The organism is Eubacterium xylanophilum ATCC 35991, assembly GCF_000518685.1.
GTDB classification, from domain to species: domain Bacteria; phylum Bacillota; class Clostridia; order Lachnospirales; family Lachnospiraceae; genus Eubacterium_F; species Eubacterium_F xylanophilum.
The window spans coordinates 85739-110425 of record NZ_JAEB01000011.1 but is presented as its reverse complement, the minus strand read 5'-3'; the positions used below and the strand labels follow the sequence as shown (position 1 = coordinate 110425).

Sequence of the window (24687 nt, the reverse complement as noted above, 5' to 3'; positions counted from 1 at the left end):
GTATGAATGAGGAATGATAGATATGGGGTTTTTTAAATTTAGATCGCCTTGGACAAAGAGGAGAAGAGACAAGATTATATTTACCGCAATTGTGGGTGTATTAATAGTGGCTTCCATATTGATAATAGGCACGATATGGACTGGAAGAAGTGCAAGCACAGATGCTAATAAGGCAGTTAGAAATGTAAGTCTGCTTTATTTGGATGAGCTTGCCGGCAGACGAGAGCAGGTTGTTGCCCAGACTCTGGAGGGGCATTCGAATGACCTAGACACAGCTGTTGGACTGTTGGAGAAAGAAGACCTCTCTTCTGTGGAGAGACTCCAGGCATATCAAGCGAGAATGAAGCAGTTATATAGTCTAGAAAAATTTGCCTTCGTGGATGAACATGGTGTTATCTATACGTCTCGCGGAACCAGAAAAGATATTGAGTCTTATGACTTTGACTATAAGACTATCTCAGGACGGGATATTTCAGTTAAGAATTCTGAAAATGGGGACAGTAAAATCATTATAGCTGCTCCTGTGGACCGACTTAATCTATGTGGAAATACGTTTGTAGCTTGTTTTATGGAAATGGATATGGACCATTTTCTCAGTGAGATTTCACTCCAGACAAGTAGCAATAATACAACTTTTTGCAATATATATAAGTCAGATGGAATGTCATTTACAGGCCTGGTTTTAGGTGGTTTGTCCGCTGAAGACAACTTGTTAAAATCAATGAACAATGCTAAGTTTGACAAAGAATATAATTATAAAATGTTCCGCGAGCAGTTTACCAATAATAAAAATGGCATCGTTTCGTTCACATATAATGGCATTCAGGAAACACTCAGTTATACGCCTATACACGGGACGGATTGGATGCTAACCTATCTCATACGCGAAAGTGTGATAAGTGATCAGATCGATAATATTTCTGATGGAATAATAAGGAGAAGCTTTATATTATCTCTTATTATAGCAGCTGTATTGCTTGTGATTGCGATATATCTTGTGTTCCAGACGAGAAATACTGTAAAACTTATTTCTGAGAGAGAAACCTCGGAAATGCTGCAGCAAGAGCTTGAGGAGAGGATTGCACTTCAGGATGAACTGTTGGAGCAAGAGCAGATGAGTCGAAGACAGGACAATATGATAACTGCGCTGGCATCGGATTATCGAAGTGTGTATTATATTAATCTTGATACGAGACGAGGTATATGCTACAGAAGCGATGACAGTGATGAGGATGGAATTCTTGATAATGAAGAGGGCTTCGACTATTTGGAGAAACTGAGAAAATATGCCGAAAAATATGTTACTGAAGAATACAGAGAAGCCTTCCTAAAGTTTACTGATCCGGACGAAATTAGGAAAAGTCTTGACAAAAACCGGATAATTTCTATTAGATATCTTGTCAGAAGAGGCGGAGAAGAATCTTATGAGATGCTCAGAATGGCTGGTGTGAGAAAACCGGATGAACGAGAGGACCATATCGTACATGCTATAGGAGCGGGATTTACGGATATTGATGCTGAAATGAGAGAATCTCTGGCCAAGAATCAGGCGCTTTCAGATGCATTAGAGACGGCTGAGGAGGCAAGCAGAGCTAAGACAGTATTTTTGTCCAATATGAGTCATGAGATAAGGACGCCGATGAATGCGATTATCGGACTTGATTCACTTGCTCTTAGGAATCAAGAATTGCCTGAGGAGACAAGAGAATATCTCGACAAAATCGGAGAGAGTGCAAGACACCTTCTGGGATTGATTAATGATATTTTAGATATGAGTAGAATCGAGTCGGGAAGAATGGTACTCCGAAATGAGGAATTTTCTTTCCGATCCATGCTCGAGCAGATCAATACTATGGTCATGTCCCAGTGTAGTGAGAAGGGGCTCAAGTACGAGTGTAGTGTGATGGGCGGAGTTGCCGACTTCTATATCGGAGATGATATGAAGCTTAAGCAGGTTATAATCAATATTATAAGCAATGCTATTAAATTCACTGATGCCCCCGGAAGTGTAACGCTCAAGGTGGATCGAACAAATGTATTTGAGGGGCGAAGTACTCTTAGATTTGTAATAAAGGATACCGGAATCGGAATTGAGGAGGCCTTTATCCCTAAGATATTTGAGCCATTTACCCAGGAGGACAACAGTCGAAATAACAAGTACGGAAGTACAGGCTTGGGGATGGCCATCACCAAGAACATTGTTGACTTGATGAATGGCACTATTTCTGTCGAGTCCAAGAAAGGTGAGGGCACGGAGTTTACTGTGGTAGTCACTCTAAATAATTGCGATTATTCCAATGTTGACAGCAGTTTTATCAACTTGAAGGACCTTCGCATTCTTGTAGTAGATGATGAAGAAGTGGCAGCAGAACACGCCAGACTTGTACTTGATGAGGCGGGGATCAAATCAGATATAGCTTTGTCAGGGGAAGAAGCACTTAACATGATCGAAGTAGCGCATACCAAACAGGAACATTATGGTTTGGTTCTGTTGGATTGGAAGATGCCGGAGATGGATGGCCTCGAGGTCGCAAGGAGAATAAGGGAGCGCTATGACAGCGAAACGACAGTTATAATTCTCACTTCATTTAATTGGGATGAAATAATAGATGAGGCACTTCACGCCGGTGTAGACAGTTTTCTTGCCAAACCATTGTTCGCATCGAACGTTTTGGATGAATTTGAGCGGATAGCCCGCAAGAATAATTCTGCGGGAATCAGAAAAAAACATTCAGCAGAACTCAGGGGAAGAAGAATACTTCTCGCCGAGGACATGGAAATAAATGCGGAAATCATGAAAGAAGTTCTGGCTATAAAAGAGCTTATAACTGAAACTGCAAGTAATGGTAAGATTGCCCTTGATATGTTTAATAATAGCGAAGAATACTACTATGATGCAATCCTGATGGACGTGCGAATGCCGGAGATGGACGGACTTGAGGCGACTGTGGCAATCAGAGAATTAGATAGAAAAGATGCGAAAAATGTTCCGATAATAGCATTGACTGCCAATGCATTTGATGAGGATGTTCAGAGATCGCTGCAGGTGGGAATGAATGCACATCTTTCAAAACCGGTCGAACCGGAGAGATTATACGGATGTCTTGAAGAGTTGATAGGACTCAGAGATGAGGTCGGAAAGGAGGAGCGATGAGCGATATACTAAAAAATGTCAGAGCAAAGCGCAAGGTACTTGTAGTAGAGGACGAACGGATAAATCGTGAGATTCTGGGAAACCTCTTGATGAGTGACTATGATGTGATATATGCCGAAAACGGGCAGCAGGCATTGAATGTTCTGGATGAAACTGCAGAAACCATCTCGCTTATATTGCTAGACCTTATGATGCCGGTCATGAGCGGTGAAGAGATGCTTGGGATATGTAAATCGGACCCTAGATTTTCACGAATACCTGTAATTATAATGACCCAAGAAGAAGATGCAGAGGTTGCAAGTATACGCGCGGGAGCGGACGATTTTATCACGAAACCATACAATGTACCGGAAGTTATATTGGCAAGATGTGAGAGAATAATTGATCTTTACGAAAAGAAAAGATTAATTGACTCGGCGGAAACAGATCCTCTCACAGGTTTGTATACGAGAGATTTTTTCTTTGAATACATCAAGCAACTTGAAAAGTACAACGATGAGAAGATGGACGCCATTGTTATGGACATAGAACATTTTCACTTGATAAATGAGATTTATGGACGACGCGAGGGCGACAATATCCTGAAAAAGATTGCGACTATGATTATGGCGGAATTAGGTGATGGGTATGGGATTGCCAGCAGATGTACGGCTGACATCTTTTATATATTTCATTCCTGTACGTCTGATTACTGTACTCTTGCGGAGCGGATTCTCGCGGAGTTAGAGAAAGTGTCTTTTGAGAATGCCAAGATAAGACTTCGCATCGGCGTAAATAAAAATGTGGACAGAGCTGATCCACCGGAACAGTGGTTTGATCATGCCAAACTAGCTTGCGATGGTCTTCGCGGAGATTATACAAGTCAGATAGCATATTATGACAGAGAGGCGCACGATAGGCAATTGTACCATGAGAGGTTGATAAGGGACATGGAGAGTTCCATAGAAAACAAGGATTTTGTTGTATATTATCAACCCAAGTATGCCATTGATGGAGAGGAACCGGTTCTTCGAAGTGCAGAAGCGCTTATAAGGTGGAATCACCCTGAATTGGGCATGATTAGTCCGGGAGACTTTATACCGTTGTTCGAGGAAAATGGTCTCATACAAAAGCTCGACCGATATGTGTGGGAAGAGGCAGCAACTCAGATAGCACAGTGGAAAGAAAGACTGGGAGTTAGATTGCCTGTCTCAGTAAATGTGTCAAGAATAGATATTTTTGCCCCTGATCTAGAAGCCAAGTTATTAAATATTTTAGAAAAAAATAGTCTGACAACCAGTGACTTGTTGCTTGAGATAACTGAAAGTGCATATTGTGACAGTGCTGATCGCCTAATTGAGGTGGTTAACAGCTTGAGAAACATAGGGTTCAAGATTGAGATGGATGATTTTGGATCCGGATACTCGTCGCTAAATATGCTTACGACTATTTCCGTAGATGTCCTTAAAATGGACATGGAATTTGTGCGAAATATGCTAAAGGATGAGAAGAGTTTGAAGCTTTGCGAATTAGTGATGGATATATCAAGATTTCTTGGAGTTCCCGTAGTTGCAGAGGGAGTGGAGGAAAAAGCCCAATATGACAGGTTGAAGAGTATGGGGTGTCAGATTATTCAGGGTTACTATTTTTCCAAGCCCCTTCCGGCGCAGCAATTCGAAGAAATGTTTTAATGAATAGAAATTTGTGGGGGATATTTTAAATGTGATAGAATAGCAAAAACTATGTACAACACGCAAAGAATGTCATATAATATATATACAGTGGGAAGTAGGAAAAGTATAAGTAAGAAGGATTATAGGTGAAGTATGGAAAAAACATATGATAATCTCACTGGGTTGCCAAGCATGTCATATTTCTATGAATTAGCGGAAGCAGAGATTAATCACCTTTTGGCTAAAGGAGATACTCCTGCGATTGTGTTTTTTGATATCACAGGTATGAAACAGTATAATCATAAGCATGGTTTCAGATTGGGGGATGAACTGCTTATTGCTCTCGCTTCGATACTCATAGAACAGTTTGGGAATGAGAATTGTAGTCGTTTTATACAGGACCATTTTGTGGTAGTGACGAACAGTAAAGACGTTGAAGATAAAGTAGAACGTCTTTTTTCAGCATGGAAAAAAAGGGCTAAGATGGGTGTCTTGCCACTTAGAGTGGGTGTATATGTTGTGGATTCCGCTAATACAGATGTCGTTGTGGCATGTGATAATGCCAAAGTTGCCTGTGATTTGCTGAGAAATACATATACATCAGATATTAGATATTATAACAAGGAACTTGAGCAGGATTTGGAGAAAAAAGAGTATATTATATCCCATCTTGATCAAGCTATTGCCAATAAGTGGATAAATGTTTACTATCAACCAATCGTCAGAGCAATCAATGGACGGGTGTGTGAGGAAGAAGCCCTTTCAAGGTGGATAGATCCAGAAAGAGGTTTTTTCTCTCCGGCGGATTTTATCGATATACTTGAGGAGGCACATCTTATATACAAGCTTGATTTGTATGTGGTTGATCAGGTAATAGAGAAGATTAAAACAATCAAATCACTTGGACTAGATCCGGTAACACACTCGGTAAATCTGTCAAGAACGGATTTTAACGATTGTGATATTGTAGGTGAGATATGTGCGCGAATGGATGCAGCTGAGCTTGATCACAGCTTGCTAACTATAGAAATTACTGAGAGTATAATTGCTTCGGATTTTGAATATATGAAGTTACAGGTAAATCGTTTCAGAGAACTGGGATTCAAAGTTTGGATGGACGATTTTGGAAGCGGATATTCATCTCTTGATGTACTCCATGATTTGGAGTTTGATCTAATCAAGTTTGATATGAGTTTTCTTCACAAGTTTGGTGATGGAATTAATGGAAAAATAATACTGTCTAATCTTGTGAGAATGGCAACCGATCTTGGCATCGATACAGTATGTGAAGGTGTTGAAACTGAGGAGCATGAGGCTTTCTTACAGGATATCGGCTGCATTAAGCTTCAAGGATATTATTATACCAAGCCATTGCCACTTGAAAATGTGGTTGATAGATATATTCATTGTGAGCATAATGGTGTGCATATTGATTTTGAATCCACCGCGGAGATGCCATATTTTGAGAATCTCAGTAAGATTAATTTGTATGATCTCAGTTGGGCGCTCGAAACAGAAGACAGAGAATTTGATCGCTTTTATAACTCTATACCTATGGTGGTAATGGAGCTTACAGATGATTCTGTACGTATCGCAAGATGTAATGCGTCTTATCTTGAATTTTCTCGGAGAACATTTCCTAGAAATGTGGGAAAAGAATTTGAGAGATTTGATACTATTCCGGAACAGCATAGAGGAAGCTTTTTGGCCTATCTGATTGAATGTGCCAATACCGGGAAGCGATTATTTGTGGATGAGGCGTTCCCTAATGGGACAACAGTTCATACATTTATGAGAAGAATAGCAATAAATCCTGTAACTGGGATAAGAGCAGTAGCTATAGCTGTTTTATCCGTTACATCGGATGGCAATGAAATGGTTTGAGACATCTTGCCAATGCAGACCATATCGTCGTACTCAAAGACGGCAAGGTGGCTGAAGAGGGAAGTCCAAAACATTTGGCTAAGCGAGATAGCATATACAGCAGAATGACAAGACAGCAGATGGTATCTCAGAGCTGGAGTATGTAAATAAATCCTTATCATGAAAAAGAACCATATCAATATTATTGAGATATGGTTCTTTTTGTGTTAAGATATGTATAAAAGGTATGATTTTGGCAGTTACTGCACTAGTTTATTATGGGATTGGTATGAAAAAGGAGATAGGGGATTATGGATAGAGCATCAATATATATTCCCTACGTGATCACAGAAGTTTTTTGCATTCTGTTCTCAGTGGGTATAATTATAAAAGCCAATAAAAATGTTGGTACAGATACGCAGATGAGACATTTTAGGGGAATGGCTCTGTATTATATACTGTATTTACTATGTGATGGTATATGGGCGCTTGGAGAGGGCGGCTTGATTCCATTTAATGTGACCGGCAATATTATCACAAGCACCATGGGGCTTGTGGCGGTATCTCTCCTAATTCTTGGGTGGTGTGTTTTTGTCATATATAGAATTGGACAAGAGAATACCGAGAAGATGAAGATGCTAATAAGAATACACTATATCGTTGCGGCGGTTGACATTATGATTATTGTGTCTTCGGCATTTACCAATTTTATTTTTTATATTGACGAAAATGGATTCTATAAAACTACGGATTGGTATACACTTCACCTTGCGTTAGTCTTTTTGCAGCTTTTTGGAAGTGGTGTCCACTCCTATGTTCAGAGCTTTTCGGATAAGGAAGTAAAGATTAAGAAAGAGTACAGATTGCCACTTTTCTTCATCATATTTCCTGCGATTGCCGCAGTTTTGGAGGGGATGATTCCACTTACACCTATTGTACCTCTTGGAACATTTTTGGCGATTTTATTTTCTTTTCTCGAGATTCAGAACAGCGAGATATACACAGATGCGCTTACGGGGCTCAACAATCGACGGAGAATGGAGATTTTTTTGCAGGATGCAATTCATACGGCCACAGAGGAAAAGCCGTTTAGTCTTTATATGATAGATGTTAATGATTTTAAGCAGGTAAATGACAAGTTTGGCCACCTCGTTGGAGATAGAGCACTTCAGCTTGTTGCCGATGCCATTAGAAATGTGTCGGATAAAAACAGAGGTTTTTGCGCCAGATATGGAGGAGATGAATTTGTCCTGATTTTGCGGGAAAAGACGGATCTTCAGAATGTTTTGCAGGAGGAAGTAGACAGCCTGAGGGAGCGATGTGCAGATCTGATACCGCAGATATCTATTTGCTATGGATGTGCGATTTGTACATCGGGAGGTATGACAGCAGCAGGGCTTATAGCTCTGGCAGATGAGAAACTTTATATTCAAAAAGAAATCTATCACAGGAACCGTGGATAATAACAAATTAATAATATTTTAGCAAAGCTTTCAGATGAAGGCTTTGTTTTTTTGTGGGTGTTGATCTCCCTGCTTGCCGTACTTTCAGGTCAAGCACTAACGCTTGTCACGACCTCTTTTAAGATATTACGGAAATAAATTCAAAATTCTAGAATTTTGCCGTACTATCAGGTCAAGCACTGAAGCTTGTCACGACCTCTTTTAAGATATTACGGAAAAATTCTCAAAATTCTCAAATCTAGCCGTACTCTCCCCCAAATACGTCAAACACAAACATCTCAATCCACGACGAGTACGGAAAAAAACACGAAATCAGGAAATCTAGCCGTAATTCCCCCAAAAAACGCTGAACGCAAAATTCTCAATTGCCGGTAAGTACGGAAAAACTCGCATAATCAAGATATCTAGCCGTACTTTTACCCCAAAATGCTGAACGCTAACTCATCACCTCCAAACGAGACCAGCAACATGCGTTTCCTGTTAAATGTCTTACGACCGCAGGGAGTAAGACCAGCGACATGCGTTTCCTGTAAACGCCCGTGTAGAGCCTGTTTAAACACTGCAATAAGTTTTATTTATAACAAACAATAAATACTATGAATTATACAAGAATGAGGTGTATATGTTATCGTGGTAAATGTCAATAATGTTTAAAGCGAAAACTATGATATGCAAGGAGGAAACCATGAAAAGAGGCATAAACACGCGATGTCTTCACTTAGAAGACGAAGAGATTAAGAATTACGGGGCTATAAGCTTTCCGATTTATCAAACAGCAACATATGCACACCCGGGAGTGGGCCAGAGTACCGGATATGATTATAGCAGGCTCCAAAATCCCACCAGAGAGCAACTTGAGAAGGTGGTAGCAGGGCTTGAAGGCGGCAAGGACGCTCTGGCACTGTCGTCAGGGATGGCGGCAATCTCACTTTTGATGGAGACCTTTAACCCCGGAGATCATTTTATAGTGGAGACAGATCTCTATGGGGGCACTATCAGACTATTTGACAATGTCTCTGCGAAAAACGGTTATGAGTTTACCCAATTAAAATGTTCCGAGGATGACATAGAGGGGGCAATAAGGGACAACACCAAGGCAATTTACCTTGAAACACCGACTAATCCAATGATGAATATAGCAGATATAACAAAAATATCTGAGATAGCCAAAAAGCACAATCTAGTTCTGATTGTAGACAATACATTTTTGTCGCCTTATTTTCAGAATCCTTTGGATTTGGGAGCAGATGTGGTGGTTCACAGTGGCACCAAATTCTTGGGAGGACATAATGACACACTTGCAGGATTTGTTGTTTCGAATAATGAGGAGATAATCGAGAAACTAAGATTTATGGCAATGACAACGGGCTCGGGACTGTCACCTTTTGACAGCTGGCTTATACTGAGGGGAATTAAGACTTTGGGACTTCGCATGGAGCAATCCCAGTCCAATGCTCTAAAGATGGCGGAGTGGCTTACAAAACAGGATATAGTTACCAAGGTATATTATCCGGGTTTGCCTAATCACAAGGGACATGACATAATCAAGCGCCAAGCAAGAGGATTTGGCTCTATGATAACCTTCGACTTGCAGACGGAGGAGCAGGCTCTGGAGATTCTGGAGAGGGTTAGACTTATTAAGTTTGCCGAGAGTTTGGGCGGTGTCGAAACTCTTCTGACTTATCCGGTCACTCAGACTCACGCAGATGTTCCGGAGGAGTTGCGCCAGAAGAATGGAATAACTTCCAGAACCCTCAGACTCTCTATGGGAGTTGAGGATATCGAGGATTTGCTTGGAGAATTGGAGAGCATCTTCAGTGCTATTAGTGGGAGGGAGTGATTGCATGGCAGAGAGAAATCTTGATTTTGATGAAGTGGTTGAGAGAAGGGGAACAGATTGCCTTAAATATGATTTTGCCAGGGTGAGAGGATTGCCTGAAGACGTGTTACCACTCTGGGTAGCTGACATGGATTTTAAGACCACTTCCTACGTAGAAGACGCGGTAATTGAGAGAGCAAAGCATGGAATATACGGTTATAGTGAAGTGAAATCAGAGTACTTTGCAGCTCTGGAAAATTGGATGAAAAAGCATCATGACTGGAAAATCAAGCCCTCTTGGCTGGTTAAGACTCCCGGTGTTGTATTTGCGTTAGCTATGGCTGTCAAGGCTTTTACAGAAGAGGGCGATTACGTGCTTATCCAGCAACCTGTGTATTATCCTTTCTCGGAAGTTATCGAGGATAACAAGAGAAAAGTTGTAAGTAATGACTTGTATCTGGGAGAGGACAATAAGTATCATATCGACTTCCGGGATTTTGAGGAGAAGATAGTTAGGTACAATGTCGGACTATTTATCTTGTGTAACCCTCACAACCCCTCCGGAAGAGTGTTTACGGAGGAGGAACTGACAAAACTTGGTGATATTTGCCTCAAACACGGCGTCCTTGTGGTAAGTGATGAAATCCACCACGATTTTGTATTTGAGGGAAAACATACGGTATTTGCCAAGGTGAAGAAGGAATTTGAGGATATATCGATTATTTGCACAGCGCCAAGTAAGACATTTAATCTAGCGAGTATGCTCATATCGAACATTTTTATTCCCAATCTGGAAATCAGAAAGAAAATCAAAAAGCAGATTGATGCAGTTGGAATCAGCCAGCTGAGTGTTTTGGGTTTGGTTTCAGTAAAGGCCGCCTATGAACATGGGGAAGAGTGGTACCGGAAGATGATGGAATACATTCGCGGGAACATAGAATATGTCAAGGAATATGTGAGGGAAAATATTCCGGGAGTGAGAGTGATTCACGGAGAGGGTACTTACCTCATGTGGCTTGACTTTAGAGATACGGGAATAGATCCGGAGGAGCTGGAGAGAAGATTAATATATGATGCCAAGTTGTGGCTTGACAGTGGCAAGATATTTGGAAAGACCGGGGAGGGATTCCATAGAATAAACGTGGCTACGAGCAGGAAAATTCTAGAAGAATGCATGGAAAGGCTGAAGAAAATAGTGTGATAAGTAACAGTTATCACAGACGATAAGACTTCCGAAATTTTCAAGTTCAACAGGATGTGATAAGATTTAAATCAATCAAACGGCAATGTGATTAGCCGAGAAAAAGAAAACGTATTCAAACAATAAGGAGGATGAAATTATGAGTGAAATTAGAGAAAGTGCATTGGAGTTAATTGGAAAGACACCTATTTTGAAATTAAATGGGTATTCAAAGAAAAGAGAAATTACAGAGGCTACTGTATTGGCAAAGCTTGAGTATCTCAATCCAGCCGGATCTGTCAAAGATCGTATCGCATTGGCAATGATTGAAGACGCGGAGAACAGTGGAATTTTGAAGCCTGGTGCGACAATCATCGAGCCAACAAGTGGTAATACAGGAATCGGACTTGCAGCTGTGGCAGCTGCCAAGGGATACAAAGCAATCCTTACATTGCCTGACACGATGAGTGTTGAGAGAAGAAATCTTCTCAAGGCTTATGGCGCAGAATTGGTACTGACTGAGGGTGCCAAGGGAATGAAGGGAGCTATTGCCAAGGCAGAAGAGCTCAAAAATGAGATAGAGGGATCAGTGATCCTCGGACAGTTTGTCAATGCGGCAAATCCTAAGGTACACAGAGAGACCACAGGCCCAGAGATTTGGGAGCAGACAGACGGAAAGGTTGATTTCTTCGTTGCAGGAGTGGGAACCGGCGGAACTATTACAGGAGTCGGCGAGTACTTGAAGAGTCAGAATCCGGATGTGAAGATTGTGGCTGTGGAGCCTGCATCAAGCGCAGTGCTATCAACAGGAAAGCCTGGAGCCCATAAGATTCAGGGAATCGGAGCAGGATTTGTGCCGGATGTATTGAATACAGATGTTTATGATGAAATCATAACAATCGAGAATGAGGACGCATTTGCAGAGGGCAAGGCTTTTGCCGTTTCAGAGGGAATCCTTGTTGGAATCTCATCCGGAGCAGCGTTGAAGGCAGCAGAGATTCTTGCCAAGAGACCTGAGAACAAGGGCAAGACTATCGTAGCTCTTCTTCCTGACTCAGGAGACAGATATTTGTCAACACCACTTTTTAATTCATAATCTGGATTAATGCGAATTAAGGATGGTGTGGTACTTATGAGCAATACATACAAAGATTTGCAGAATTCCCATCCCTGTTTTGGCGGTCAGAAGAACAACGCGGGCCGAATCCACCTTCCGGTGAGTCCGGGCTGTAACATAGCTTGTAGGTTTTGCGACAGGCAGGTAAATGATGTAGAAGAGCGTCCCGGAGTGACTTCAAAGGTATTAAAGCCGGAGGAGTGCGAAGATATTCTAACCAAGGCGTTGGAGATTTGTCCGGATATTAAAGTTGCAGGAATAGCCGGACCGGGAGACACGCTTGCCTCGGACAATGCGCTTAATACTTTTAAAATAGTCCGCGAGAAGTTTCCGGACCTCATAAAGTGCATGAGCACTAACGGGCTTTTACTTGACGAGAGAGCAGATGAGATAATAGATATTGGAATAGACTCTCTGACTGTCACTGTAAATGCCGTTGATCCGGAGATAGAGGAAAAGCTCAATGCTTTCATAATCTATCACGGCAAGAAAATCGAGGGTGTGGAGGCAGCAAAGATTCTCATAGAGAATCAGTTGGCCGGCATCAGGAAGATAGCTTCTGCAGGAATTACTATCAAAGTAAATACTGTGTTGGTGCCGGAGATAAACGGTGATCATATCGAGGAGATAGCAAAGACAGTAAAAGAAGCGGGAGCCACCATATATAATATCATTCCGCTGATTCCACAGCATGAGTTGAAGGATATAACTCCTCCGACATGTGCTCAGATTGACGGGGCGAGAACCAAGGCATCTAAGTATATAGATGTGTTTAGACACTGTCAGCGTTGTAGGGCAGATGCAGTTGGAGTTCCTGGAAAGTCAGAATTTGGCGATCAAATCTATCAGAGAAGATTGAATATCAAGGAGACATTTTCTCATGGATAATTATAGAGTTGCGGTGGCATCCAGCGATGGAATAGTAGTCAATGATCATTTTGGCAAGGCGAAAGGCTTTTACATTTATCAGGTGAGCGAAGACGAGCGGAATATTTTTCTTGAGAAGAGAGAGATGACTCCCGTGTGTGATCAGGGAGATCACGATGAGAGACGACTCAGAGAAAACCTGGAGAAGCTCGAGGATTGCCGGTATTTGCTAGTCAGTCGCATAGGCAATGGAGCGGCGGCTATGGCAGAGAGCATGGGAATTGAAAGTTACGAGATTCCTGGGATGATTCAGGAATCCATAGAGAAGTTGATTAAATATATAAAAATACAGAGGTTATTTGAATAGAGAGGACAGAGAACAATGGGTGAATTAAGACAGATAGCAATTTATGGCAAAGGAGGAATCGGAAAGTCAACAACTACACAGAACTTGACTGCAGGATTGGTAGAGCACGGCAAGAAAGTAATGGTGGTTGGTTGTGATCCAAAGGCGGATTCAACAAGACTCTTACTCGGTGGATTGGCGCAGAAGACAGTGTTAGATACCATCAGAGAAGAGGGTGAAGACGTAGAACTTGACCAGATTTTGAAAGAGGGATACGGCGGAACCAGATGTGTGGAGTCAGGTGGACCTGAGCCGGGTGTGGGATGTGCAGGTAGAGGAATTATCACTTCTATCGGACTTTTGGAAAATCTGGGTGCATATACAGATGACCTTGATTATGTATTCTATGACGTACTCGGTGACGTTGTTTGCGGCGGATTTGCGATGCCTATTCGTGAGGGTAAGGCAAAGGAAATCTATATTGTGGCAAGTGGAGAGATGATGGCTCTTTATGCGGCAAATAATATTTCCAAGGGTATTCGCAAGTATGCCAGAAGTGGCGGTGTAAGGCTTGGTGGAATTATCTGTAACAGTAGAAATGTAGACCGTGAATTGGATTTGTTGCGAGCATTTTCAAAGGAACTTGGAACTAAGCTTATCTACTTTGTGCCAAGAGACAACATCGTTCAGAGAGCGGAAATCAATAAGAAGACGGTTATCGAGTACAATCCTGAGTCAAATCAGGCTCAGGAGTATAGAAACCTTGCTGAGGCAGTTATAAAGAATGAGGACTTTGCCATTCCAACTCCTATGACTCAGGAGAGACTTGAGGAGATCCTCTTGGAGTTCGGATTGATGGATATGGCTGACGATTATCAGATTTAGAGGAGAGGAGAACACTATGGCTTCAAAATTAGATCAGACAGAGGTTTCCATCCGTGAGAATCGATTGAAATCTATCATATATTATGACGGCAAGGCAAGTGATCTGGCTAACGCTTCAGAGGATGAGTTTTTCTGTAAGGAGAGAAGTTACAGTCAGTGTAGTGACTGTGCACAGATGACAGCCAGCACGATTACATTTTTCATAAGAGATGCTGCGGTTGTTGTGCATTCCCCTATGGGATGTTTTGCCAATACACCACTAAATAATACTCAGTTTCGCAATTCGGCCTTGGAGCGTGGCGAGGAGCCGGACAAGGTGAGAGTTCTCTGTAGTAATATAACTGAAAAAGATACAGTATACGGTGGAGTTAAGAAGCTCAAGGAAGCAATTAATGAAGCAAATACTCGCTTTAATCCTTCGGCAATATTTATACACTCTTCGTGTGCCGCCGGAATCGTGGGTGATGACATAGAGGGAACGGCTCTAGAAGCTGAAGATGAGTTGGGTATACCGGTTATACCTGTATACTGCGAGGGATTCAAGTCTAAGATATGGTCTTCAGGTTTTGATGCTGCATACCATGGAATTCTCAAGAAGCTTGTGAGACACCAAGAGAAAATTGAGAAGAAGAAGGATTTGGTGAATATTTTCAACTTCCTTGGAAGCGATACTTTTACACCGCTTCTCGGTAAACTTGGGCTTAGGCCTAACTACTTGGTTCCATTAGCCGATGTAGAAAAGCTTAAGCGCATGCCTGAGGCAGCTTGTTCTTCACATATTTGTGAGACTTTGGGCACATATGTTACAAGTGTCCTTGAAGAAGATTTTGGTGTGCCAAAAGTCAAGAGCCCGGCCCCATTTGGCCTGGAGTGGACTGACAATTGGCTCAGAGAAGTGGCAAGTTATACAGGAAAAGAAGATATAGTAGAGCAGGTAATAAAGGAAGAGCATGAGAGAATTAGCGAGGATCTTGAATCCTTGAGAAGAGATCTTGCAGGGAAGAAAGTATACATTTTTGCGGGTGACTCATATGCGCACAACGTGGGCAGTGTCGTTAAGGATCTTGGAATGGAGATTGCCGGAGTAACTACTCTTCACCACGATATGAAGAATGATTTGGAGTCCGTAACGGAGGACACTTTGAAAGCTTTGGTGGAGAAGACAGGAGATATAGAGAATTTCTCTGTTTGTAACAAACAGCCTTATCAGGTATTGAAAATACTTGAGAAAGCTAAGCCGGATGTAATGATCGTTCGTCATATGAACATGACAATTCTCGGCGGAAAGCTGGGAATCCCAAGCCTGTTAGAAGGCGAGACCAATATCAGTGCCGGATATGATGGTGTCATAACCACAGGAAAACGAATCAAAGCGCTATTGGAGACAAGAGGAATCCTTCAGACATTGGCTGAGTACAACGAATTTCCATACTCTAAGTGGTGGAAAGAACAAGAAAATCCATTTTACTTTGAAAGGGGAAATAAGAAATGAGTCATCTAATAGAACAAGCAAAATACACGTGTGCACTTGGTTCGGTTCAGACTGTGTTGGCAATTCCCAAGGGAATTCCGATTGTACATGCAGGTCCGGGATGTGCTTCAAGACAGTTCTCTTTTGCGGGCACCGGAGCAGGTTATCAAGGTGAGGGATATGCAGGAGGCGGACAGATTTCCTGCACGAATACCACTCAGACTGAGGTTATTTTTGGCGGAGAGAAAAAGCTTAGGGCAAACGTCGAGGGAACGCTAAAGGTAATCGATGGTGACTTGTATGTGATACAAGCCGGATGTAGTGCCGGCATCATCGGAGATGATGTAAAGCAGGTTGCCTGTGAATTTGCCGATGAAGGTTATCCGGTAGTCGGCGTAGATACTTCAGGATTTAAAGGAAACAACTACCTGGGACATGAATTGGTAGTTGATGCCATAATAGATCAATATATATCCTTTGAGGTTCCAAATGCCAAGGTAAAGAAGGGATTGGTAAACGTATTTAGCGTTGTGCCTTTCCAGGACGCATATTGGCGAGGTGACCTTGAGGAAATCAAGAGATTACTAGAGGGAATAGGATTGGAAGTAAATATTCTCTACGGCTCCGGAAGCAAGGGCTTTAAGGAGGAGTGGATGAATATTCCGAACGCCGAATTCAATTTGGTAATAGGCCCTTGGGTAGGACTATCTGCGGCAAAGAAATTGGAAAAACTCTACAAGACACCATTTTTGCACTATCCAATCTTGCCTGTGGGACTCAAGGAGACATCTAGATTCCTCCGAAAAGTTGCAGATTTTGCCAAGCTGGAAGAAGATGTTGTAGAGAGATTTATCCAGAGAGAAGAAAAGAGGTTCAAGGAGTACTTCGTTTCCTTCGGAGATCTGGTATCAGACTTTGGTTGTTACCTCCCTTACCATGTATATACTGTCGCAGACAGTGCATACGGTTTGGGAGTTAGTAAATACTTGGTGGAGGAGCTTGGCTTCACACCAAAGGGATTCTATGATATAGACTCCCCTGATCAGAAGAATCAAGCTTATATCAAGGAACTTCTAAATGAAATCGACGAGAGATATGATGGAATCGTGAAGTTTGAAGGGGATAACAGAGTTATACAGGATGATATAAGAGAGAAACTGGAAGAGAGTGGAGTGAGATCAGTTATTCTCGGAAGCTCATGGGATAAGGAGTTGGCTAGGGAGAACAATGACAGTATCCTAGTTCCACTGAGTCTACCTATTACGGAGAGAGTTATCCTAAACAAATCCTATGTGGGATATAACGGGGCATTAACTTTGCTAGAGGACCTCTATAGCGGACTATTTAGCGATGGAATGATTACCAATACCACTCACGCGGATCATTGATATTAAGGAGGAGCTAATGAGCGCAGTCAGAGTAGCAGCAGCGACGACCGACGGAAGTAAGGTTGATACCCATTTCGGCCAAGCTAAGAGAGTATTTATCTATGATATTGATTTGGAAGATGGAACATTTCACAAGGTCGAAGAAAGGGTTTTGAACATAGCCCAGTCGGAGGACCGCGGAACATTTTCCTGCGAAAAAAGTGATAGAAAATGCTCTGACAGAGGTGACAATGGTTGCATAGGTCATGACAGCGAAAAACTGGATGCAGTGGGTAGAGAGCTCTCCGATTGTCAGTATTTTCTCGTAAGCAAGATAGGACCCAAGCCACAGAAAATACTGCTTCGATATGAGGTAAATGCTCTTGAAACTGACTTTTCGGTGGAGGATGCTCTGAGGCGCTTAGCGAACTTTTTAATTAAATAAAATAAGAAAAGGAAGGTAAACAAATATGAAGAAAAAAACGATTGTATCATTGTTGTTGGTAGCTGTGCTCGCAATAGGAGCAACAGGATGTACTAAGAAAACAGAGACCAGTGAAGCCGGAAAAAAGGCCGAGGACAACGGCAAAAAGGTGGTAAATGTTGCATATCAGAACAATGCATTCCCACTTGCATATGAAGATGAATCAGGTAACCTTACCGGTTATGAGATAGAAGTTATGAAGATATTGGACGAGAAGTTGGAAGATTATGAATTTAAGTTTATCAACGCGGGAACTCAGGAAGCGGAGTATACAGGACTTACTACAGGTAAGTTTGATATTGTATTGTCTAATGCTTTCTACACAGATGAGAGAGACAAGGCATATAATTTGCCTAAAAACCCAATCGGTGCGTCACTAGTTGGTTTGGTTCTTCCAAAGGATAACAAGGATGTCAAGGGATTTGATGACGTGGCTAAGAAAAAGCTTTCACTGGCTCCAATCCTTGCCGGTGATGGTCTCTACTATGTGGTTTATAAGTACAATCAGGAACACCAGGGAGCAGAGATCAAGCTTGATGCAACGGATGATGCCAATGCATTCATGAACTCAATAGGCTGGGTGGCAGATGGAAGATATGATACTGCAGTTTGGCCTAAGAACTACTATGAGCAGATCGTAACAGACAAGAAGGGCGATCTTCATGATTTCGATGCGAAAGTGAAATTTGTAGAATGCCGTTCAGTGCATACATATCCTGTAATCAAGAAAGACTTAACTGAGCTTGCTGAGGCTGTAGACAAGGGACTTGGCGAGATCAAGGAAACAGGAAAGATGAATGAATTGTCTAAGCAGTTCTATGGTTATGACGCATTTGCATATGATTCATCTAACTAATTGACATAAGGTGGTGTTAATGTGAGACCTTTCCGATGGGATATTTTAGCAGAATTTTATGTAAAGATTCTTCCTTATATTTTTGTGACATTCGAATACGTGATTCTGTCTGTATTATTTGGAACCATTATCGGAGGTTTTATCGCAGCAGGACGCCTTTCGTCTAACAAGATAGCTGGTTTTTTCGCTAGTTTGTATATTACTGTTATGCGGTGTGTTCCCTCTATCGTGCTACTCTTCCTAGTTTATTATGGAGTGCCGATGGTGTTGGAGCAGAAGTTTGGCATACTCATGGAGGCCGAGGAAGTGATTGTATATGTGGTCATCACTTTTTCGCTTCTCCTCGGGGCGTCCATATCGGAAATCCTGAGAACGGCCTATCTGTCGGTTCCAAAGGGACAGTACGAGGCCGCCCTTATGGTAGGTCTCTCACCGCTAAAAGCCTTTTTGAGGATTGTGGCGCCTCAGACGTTGAAAGTCGCAGTGCCCAACTATGGCAATATCTTTATCTTTATGATGAAAGAAGGAGCCCTTGCATATACCATTGGAATGCATGATGTTTTTGGAAGAGCCTTTTACTTAAATGGTCTTAAAACCAATGTATTCACACTGGAAACATATGTGGCATTGGCTCTTATCTATTGGCCATGTACCATGCTCCTGGAGCTTTTATTCCACAGAGTTGAGAAAAGACTGAAGGGGGTGAGGGCAAATGCTTGATTTTGAAAAAATGAAGGAAGCATTCCCGGAGTTGATAAAGTTTCTTCCGGTAACTATTCAGCTGACTTTGGGAACCCTAGCAATAGCCCTTCCGGTCTCAGTTTTGTTTTCCCTTATATTGCTCGGGAAGAGGAAGGTTCCCAAGGCGATAGTGAGATTTATCTTGTCAATAATTAGGGGAACGCCCGTATTGTTGCAGCTTTTTGTTATCTATGCGGCGCTTCCGTTTTTGATAGAGAACATATCGAGTAGATTAAAACTCAATGTGGATGTTTATTCCATTGATAACAAATGGTATGCCTACTTTGCGCTATCCCTGTCTGCAGTAGCTTTTTTGACGGAAGCTTTTCGATCGGCAATTGCATCGGTGGACAGAGGACAAAGTGAAGCTGGTTATATGGTGGGACTTTCGAATCGCCAGGTATTTAGGCGAATAGTTTTGCCTCAAGCTATGGTAATAGCGGTTCCGGTGTGCGGAAATATAGTAGTTGATGTGATTAAGACAACGTCTCTTGCATTCACTATTTCTGTTACAGAGGTGATGGGAGAGGCCAAGATTCTCGGTGGTATGAACACCAGATACCTAGATATGTTTTTTGATGTATTCATAATCTATCTTGTGTTTATAGGATTGGTTGAATATATGATGAAACTATTAGAAAAAAGGCTTGTCAGATATCGCACGAGGGAGGAAAAATGATAAAGGTAAATAATGTAAAAAAGTCATTTGGAAAACTTGAAGTCTTGCGCGATGTCTCCATAGAGGTCAACAAGGGGGATGTTGTGGTAATCCTGGGTCCAAGTGGATCGGGCAAAACCACGCTTCTTCGCTGCATGAGTTTTTTGGAGAAAGCTGACAAAGGCGTATTAGACATGGGGGATAAGACCTATGACTTAAAGAAATCAAGTAAGAGAGAAATCCACGAACTCCGCAAGAGAATGGGCTTCGTGTTTCAAAATTACAATTTGTTTGTAAATAAAACAGTATTGGAAAATGTTCTGGAAGGACTCCATACTGCAAGGAAGATCCCGAAGAAGGAAGCTGAGGAAAAAGCCCTTAAGGTCCTTGATCTGGTGGGCATGTTAGACAAAAAAGACAGCTATCCTCACTCTCTTTCAGGAGGACAGCAACAGAGGGTAGGTATCGCCAGAGCGATAGCTATAAATCCTGAAATAATCCTTTTTGACGAGCCAACATCGGCCCTTGATCCTGAACTTGTAGGAGAGGTGCTCGATGTCATAAGAAAAGTTGCCAAGAAGGGAATTACCATGATAATCGTCACGCATGAGATGCAATTTGCCAAGGAAATAGCTAATAAAGTTGTATTCATGGACGATGGTTATGTGGTAGAAGAGGGATCTGCCAAAGAGATATTCACTCATCCGAGGGAGCAGAGAACCAAAGAGTTCTTGAGAAGAGTACTCCCAATGGAGCAGAGTGATATGTATATGATATAAGTTAATCACTCTTATTGTTTGTTTTGTTTTGAGCCAAGTGATCAATTTCGATTGCTTGGCTTTTTATTGGAAACGCATATTGCTGGTCTTACAAGCTTTGCTTGTAAGACAATTATATGGAAACGCATATTGCTGGTCTTACAAGCTTTGCTTGTAAGACAATTATAATATTGAGAGAAAGGGAATTTTACTGTATAATAGAATATGAGAAGGACTATAAAATTATTTGCAAATAAAACAATATTATACGGGAGAAATGCTTATGGGATATGGAACAAATATTGACAGAAGAAGCATATTGAATTGCTCACTGTGCAAGGATGCACCGTGTGGAAAAGCCTGTTCAAAGTTGCCAATTGACAGGATTTTGCGGGGAGTTTGGTTCGATAATAGCAGGGGTGTGTCGGCGGAATTGCCTGATCAGAATCCTTGCGTCAATTGCTCGGCTCCGTGCGAGGAGACATGTATCAGAGCCGGAGAGGTTAAGATTCAAAGGACTATTTTAAAACTTTATGATGAAGTGCGTCCGGGACTGGCGTTACCAATGCCGGCGGACAGTGCCCGATTACAGGCGGATTTTTGCGGAATTCCTCTTGAGAATCCTTTTTTATTATCTTCATCTGTTGTTGCAAGCAACTATGATATGTGTGCCAGGGCATTTGAGGCTGGGTGGGCCGGTGCGTCTTTTAAGACTATTTGCTCTTTTGACATTCATGAGGCCTCACCTAGATTTTCGGCTGTCTACGGAAGTAGCGGAGAGATGGTTGGATTTAAGAATATAGAACAGCTTTCAGATCATAGTGTCGAAGAAAATATGGAAATATTCAGACGTCTGAAGAAGGCATATCCAAACAAGTTTATATTGGCATCCATTATGGGAAGCACAGAAGAGGAATGGGGAGAATTAGCTGGTTTGTGCCAGGAAAATGGTGCGGATGCAATCGAGCTCAATTTTTCCTGCCCCAACATGATGGAAGAGGGATTTGGGTCGGATATAGGACAGATTCCTGAACTTGTTGAGAAATATACGAGGGTAGCTAAGAAGGGGTGCAGTATACCGGTGTTAGCTAAGCTTACCCCTAACGTGGCATCCATGATTCCGGCGGCAGAGGCTGCCAAGAGAGGTGGAGCAGATGGAATAGCTGCAATTAATACGATAAAGAGTATAACCGGAGTGAATCTGCATACATTTGTATCGGCTCCTTCTGTCAGAGGAAAGTCGGCAGTCGGAGGTTATAGTGGAAATGCGGTAAAGCCGATTGCCCTCAAATTTATTGCAGAAATTGCCCAAAAGCCGGAACTCTCAGATCTCTACATAAGCGGTATGGGGGGAATAGAGACATGGAAAGATGCCATGGAATTTATCCTTCTTGGATCTGGTTCCGTTCAGGTGACAACGGCGGTTATGCAGTATGGATATAGAATTATAGATGATCTTATCAGCGGAATGAATTATTATCTCGCATCTATGGGATTTGATAATGTAAAAGAAGCCATTGGACTAGGGCTTGACGATGTCAGCAATACCACAGATGGCTTGGAGAGAGACACGATATTATTCCCCAAATTTCAGTACGATAAATGCATAGGTTGCGGTCGATGTGCCATTTCATGTAGCGACGGTGGACACTCTGCCATCAGTTTTGGAGAGGACAGAAAACCAGTGTTAAATGGGAAAAAATGTGTGGGATGTCATCTATGCGTGTTAGTGTGCCCGGAGAAGGCCATCATGCCTGCACGGAAGAGAATTCATACCACTTAGTGCCAAAATCTTACCACTTAGGTTTTTGCTATTTACATTTATGTGAACTTCTAGTATTATGAGAAAAAATGCAAGGAAGGGGAAACGGATGAAAATCAGAATTAATCTGGATGAAACCCTGGAAGAAGATGAAGTGGTGATTAATTGCAGGAATATAGATCCACAGATTCTAGCTATTCAGAAAAAGGTTTCAGATATCATCGGTCGAGGACAGAACTTTGTTTTGTACAAAGATGACAAAGAGTTCTACGTCCCATTGGACCAAATACTGTTTTTTGAGACAAGTTCCGACGGTATTAGTGCACATACCGGGGACAATATGTTTCAAACCAAATATCGCTTGTATGAGCTAGAAGAAATGTTGCCGGGAAACTTTATCCGCGTATCAAAATCTACGATACTCAATACGAGCAAGATTTATTCTCTGACCAAGAATATTACATCCACCAGTGTTGTCCAGTTTGACAACTCTGTCAAGGAAGTATATGTGTCCAGATCCTACTACAAAGCATTGAAAATCAAATTAGAAGAGAGGTATTCATATGAAAGATAGTAATTCTATATTTATCGGTGCGCTGTTCCTTGTGGCAGCAGTGCTTATAGTTCTAAATGCAATGGGTTACACAATGGGCATTGGCCCGACTGCGATAGTTCTATCGGTTGTGTTGGCCGCATGCCTTATCAAGAGCTTAGTTAAGCTCAGTTTCGGTGGAGTTCTTTTCTCATCAGCATTCTTGCTCATAATCTACTCTCAGCCACTTGGGATACCGGAAAAGCTGGTTCCATGGCCTATCATACTTGTCGCTGCATTCGGAACAATAGGCCTGAACTTGATTTTTCGCAAAAGCATAAACAGGAGTAAGTATAAGGCAAGAGCCAAGGAGTTCAGAGAATCACACGGCAATGTATTCGTCGAGAACATAGCATCATCCGACGGGGATTACGTATATGAGAAGAACACATTCGGCGGATCCACTAGATATATCAAGTCTCAGAACCTGATACATGCTGACATCTCCAACAGTTTTGGAGAGATGAAAGTTTACTTTGATGGAGCTAATATTACATCGGAGTTTGCCACTATATCCGTGAATAACAGCTTCGGCGAGACCATACTTTACATCCCAAGAAAATGGGAGATAGAAAATCGCGTTGTCGGCAGCTTTGGAAGCATTGATGCCAATACATATAGTGCAGACGAGAAAGTTGCAACGGTTATAATCGAGGGAAATGTAAGTTTTGGGGAACTTAAGATAATTTATATATAAAAGAGGACTTCGGGATTTTAACGGAAGGGGTATATAATGGAAAAACTATTAATGCAGATTAATGAATACTTTGTGGGACAAAAGGACATAGCGGAAAATGTTCTGATATGTTTGCTTGCAGGTGGTCATGTCCTACTGGAAGATGTGCCGGGGGTGGGTAAAACCACCCTGGCAAGGATTATCGCCAATTCTATGGATTGTGATTTTGGGCGTATACAGTTTACACCGGACACTTTGCCGGGGGATGTTATCGGCACTTCTGTTTACAATGCCAAGACAGGAGAATTTTCTTATAGAGAAGGCGCTGTTATGCATCAGATTCTGCTGGCAGATGAGATCAACAGAACCTCGCCCAAAACTCAAGCGAGCTTGTTAGAAACCATGTCTGAGGGGAAAGTGACAGTGGATGGCCGAACCTATGGACTTCCACAACCTTTTATGGTTATTGCAACGCAGAATCCGGTGGAGTTTCTGGGGACTTATCCGTTGCCGGAAGCCCAGATGGACCGCTTTATGATGCGACTGTCATTGGGCTATCCCGAGGCATCTGAAGAGTGGCGCTTAGCTAAGAATTTCATATCGGGAAAGACTGTAGATACGGTAAAGAGTGTCTGCACTTCAGAAGATGTTATCAAGATTAAGGGGGAAGTGGAGAAGGTTTCCCTCAGCGACAACATGATCAAATACATTCAGGATATTGTAAGACTAACAAGAGAGGAAAAACGCTTTGTTCTCGGAGCAAGTCCAAGGGCAATGCTTGCGCTTATTAGAACTTCTCAGGCCAAGGCATATCTGTCGGGAAGAGATTTTGTGAAGCCGGATGATGTGAAGGCAGTTGCGATAAATGTTCTTCACCATCGTCTGACACTTCTTCCTGAGGCAAAGATTCACGGGGATGATGTGGATCGATTGCTAAAAGAACTTATGGTTCAGGCTACGATTCCATTTGAGTAAT

At 42.0% G+C, this 24687-nt stretch carries 22 protein-coding genes; all 22 read left to right on the top strand.

The window, feature by feature from the left end; translation table 11 throughout:
- Positions 1–22 precede the first annotated feature (22 nt).
- Positions 23–3154, top strand: a complete 3132-nt coding sequence (locus L877_RS13325; RefSeq protein WP_051437636.1) for a response regulator — start codon at positions 23–25, stop codon at positions 3152–3154.
- Positions 3151–4824 carry a putative bifunctional diguanylate cyclase/phosphodiesterase gene (locus tag L877_RS11895; protein ID WP_051437635.1) on the top strand — a complete coding sequence of 558 codons (1674 nt, stop codon included), beginning with the start codon at positions 3151–3153 and terminating at the stop codon, positions 4822–4824. The genes L877_RS13325 and L877_RS11895 overlap by 4 nt, the downstream gene beginning before the upstream one ends.
- 135 nt (positions 4825–4959) lie before the next feature.
- On the top strand, positions 4960–6690 hold the full coding sequence (locus L877_RS11890; protein WP_051437634.1) for a GGDEF domain-containing phosphodiesterase: 1731 nt from the start codon (positions 4960–4962) through the stop codon (positions 6688–6690).
- Entirely contained in the window at positions 6687–6836 is a 150-nt protein-coding gene (locus L877_RS14040; protein ID WP_156922969.1) for a hypothetical protein, read from the top strand. The genes L877_RS11890 and L877_RS14040 overlap by 4 nt, the downstream gene beginning before the upstream one ends.
- 144 nt (positions 6837–6980) lie before the next feature.
- Positions 6981–8132, top strand: a complete 1152-nt coding sequence (locus tag L877_RS0102975; RefSeq protein WP_026834832.1) for a GGDEF domain-containing protein — start codon at positions 6981–6983, stop codon at positions 8130–8132.
- Positions 8133–8817: 685 nt separating this feature from the next.
- Entirely contained in the window at positions 8818–9972 is a 1155-nt protein-coding gene (locus L877_RS0102970) for a trans-sulfuration enzyme family protein (protein WP_026834831.1), read from the top strand.
- Positions 9973–9976: 4 nt separating this feature from the next.
- Complete coding sequence (locus L877_RS0102965; RefSeq protein ID WP_026834830.1) at positions 9977–11152, top strand: MalY/PatB family protein; 1176 nt, start codon at positions 9977–9979, stop codon at positions 11150–11152.
- Positions 11153–11291: 139 nt separating this feature from the next.
- Positions 11292–12227, top strand: coding sequence for a cysteine synthase A (gene cysK, locus L877_RS0102960; RefSeq protein WP_026834829.1), 936 nt, complete (start codon positions 11292–11294; stop codon positions 12225–12227).
- A 36-nt stretch (positions 12228–12263) separates the two neighbouring features.
- On the top strand, positions 12264–13136 hold the full coding sequence (locus tag L877_RS0102955; RefSeq protein WP_026834828.1) for a radical SAM protein: 873 nt from the start codon (positions 12264–12266) through the stop codon (positions 13134–13136).
- Positions 13129–13482 (top strand): NifB/NifX family molybdenum-iron cluster-binding protein, encoded by a 354-nt coding sequence (locus tag L877_RS0102950; protein WP_034784929.1) that lies wholly within the window; start codon positions 13129–13131, stop codon positions 13480–13482. The genes L877_RS0102955 and L877_RS0102950 overlap by 8 nt, the downstream gene beginning before the upstream one ends.
- Before the next feature lie 15 nt (positions 13483–13497).
- Positions 13498–14346: a nitrogenase iron protein gene (gene nifH, locus L877_RS0102945; RefSeq protein WP_026834826.1), complete on the top strand. Its 849-nt coding sequence runs from the start codon at positions 13498–13500 to the stop codon at positions 14344–14346.
- A gap of 16 nt (positions 14347–14362) precedes the next feature.
- Positions 14363–15838: a nitrogenase component 1 gene (locus L877_RS0102940; RefSeq protein WP_026834825.1), complete on the top strand. Its 1476-nt coding sequence runs from the start codon at positions 14363–14365 to the stop codon at positions 15836–15838.
- On the top strand, positions 15835–17205 hold the full coding sequence (locus L877_RS0102935) for a nitrogenase component 1 (protein WP_026834824.1): 1371 nt from the start codon (positions 15835–15837) through the stop codon (positions 17203–17205). The genes L877_RS0102940 and L877_RS0102935 overlap by 4 nt, the downstream gene beginning before the upstream one ends.
- Positions 17206–17221: 16 nt before the next feature.
- Entirely contained in the window at positions 17222–17629 is a 408-nt protein-coding gene (locus L877_RS0102930) for a NifB/NifX family molybdenum-iron cluster-binding protein (RefSeq protein ID WP_026834823.1), read from the top strand.
- A 25-nt stretch (positions 17630–17654) separates the two neighbouring features.
- On the top strand, positions 17655–18524 hold the full coding sequence (locus tag L877_RS0102925) for a transporter substrate-binding domain-containing protein (RefSeq protein WP_026834822.1): 870 nt from the start codon (positions 17655–17657) through the stop codon (positions 18522–18524).
- Positions 18525–18545: 21 nt separating this feature from the next.
- Entirely contained in the window at positions 18546–19244 is a 699-nt protein-coding gene (locus L877_RS0102920) for an amino acid ABC transporter permease (RefSeq protein WP_051437633.1), read from the top strand.
- Positions 19237–19944: an amino acid ABC transporter permease gene (locus tag L877_RS11885; RefSeq protein WP_051437632.1), complete on the top strand. Its 708-nt coding sequence runs from the start codon at positions 19237–19239 to the stop codon at positions 19942–19944. The genes L877_RS0102920 and L877_RS11885 overlap by 8 nt, the downstream gene beginning before the upstream one ends.
- Complete coding sequence (locus tag L877_RS0102910; protein ID WP_026834820.1) at positions 19941–20702, top strand: amino acid ABC transporter ATP-binding protein; 762 nt, start codon at positions 19941–19943, stop codon at positions 20700–20702. The genes L877_RS11885 and L877_RS0102910 overlap by 4 nt, the downstream gene beginning before the upstream one ends.
- 262 nt (positions 20703–20964) lie before the next feature.
- Positions 20965–22464, top strand: coding sequence for an NAD-dependent dihydropyrimidine dehydrogenase subunit PreA (gene preA / locus L877_RS0102905; RefSeq protein ID WP_051437631.1), 1500 nt, complete (start codon positions 20965–20967; stop codon positions 22462–22464).
- A gap of 88 nt (positions 22465–22552) precedes the next feature.
- Positions 22553–23017 carry a LytTR family DNA-binding domain-containing protein gene (locus tag L877_RS0102900; RefSeq protein WP_026834818.1) on the top strand — a complete coding sequence of 155 codons (465 nt, stop codon included), beginning with the start codon at positions 22553–22555 and terminating at the stop codon, positions 23015–23017.
- Entirely contained in the window at positions 23007–23732 is a 726-nt protein-coding gene (locus tag L877_RS0102895; RefSeq protein WP_026834817.1) for a LiaF transmembrane domain-containing protein, read from the top strand. The genes L877_RS0102900 and L877_RS0102895 overlap by 11 nt, the downstream gene beginning before the upstream one ends.
- Before the next feature lie 36 nt (positions 23733–23768).
- Positions 23769–24686 (top strand): AAA family ATPase, encoded by a 918-nt coding sequence (locus L877_RS0102890; protein ID WP_034784927.1) that lies wholly within the window; start codon positions 23769–23771, stop codon positions 24684–24686.
- Position 24687 lies beyond the last annotated feature (1 nt).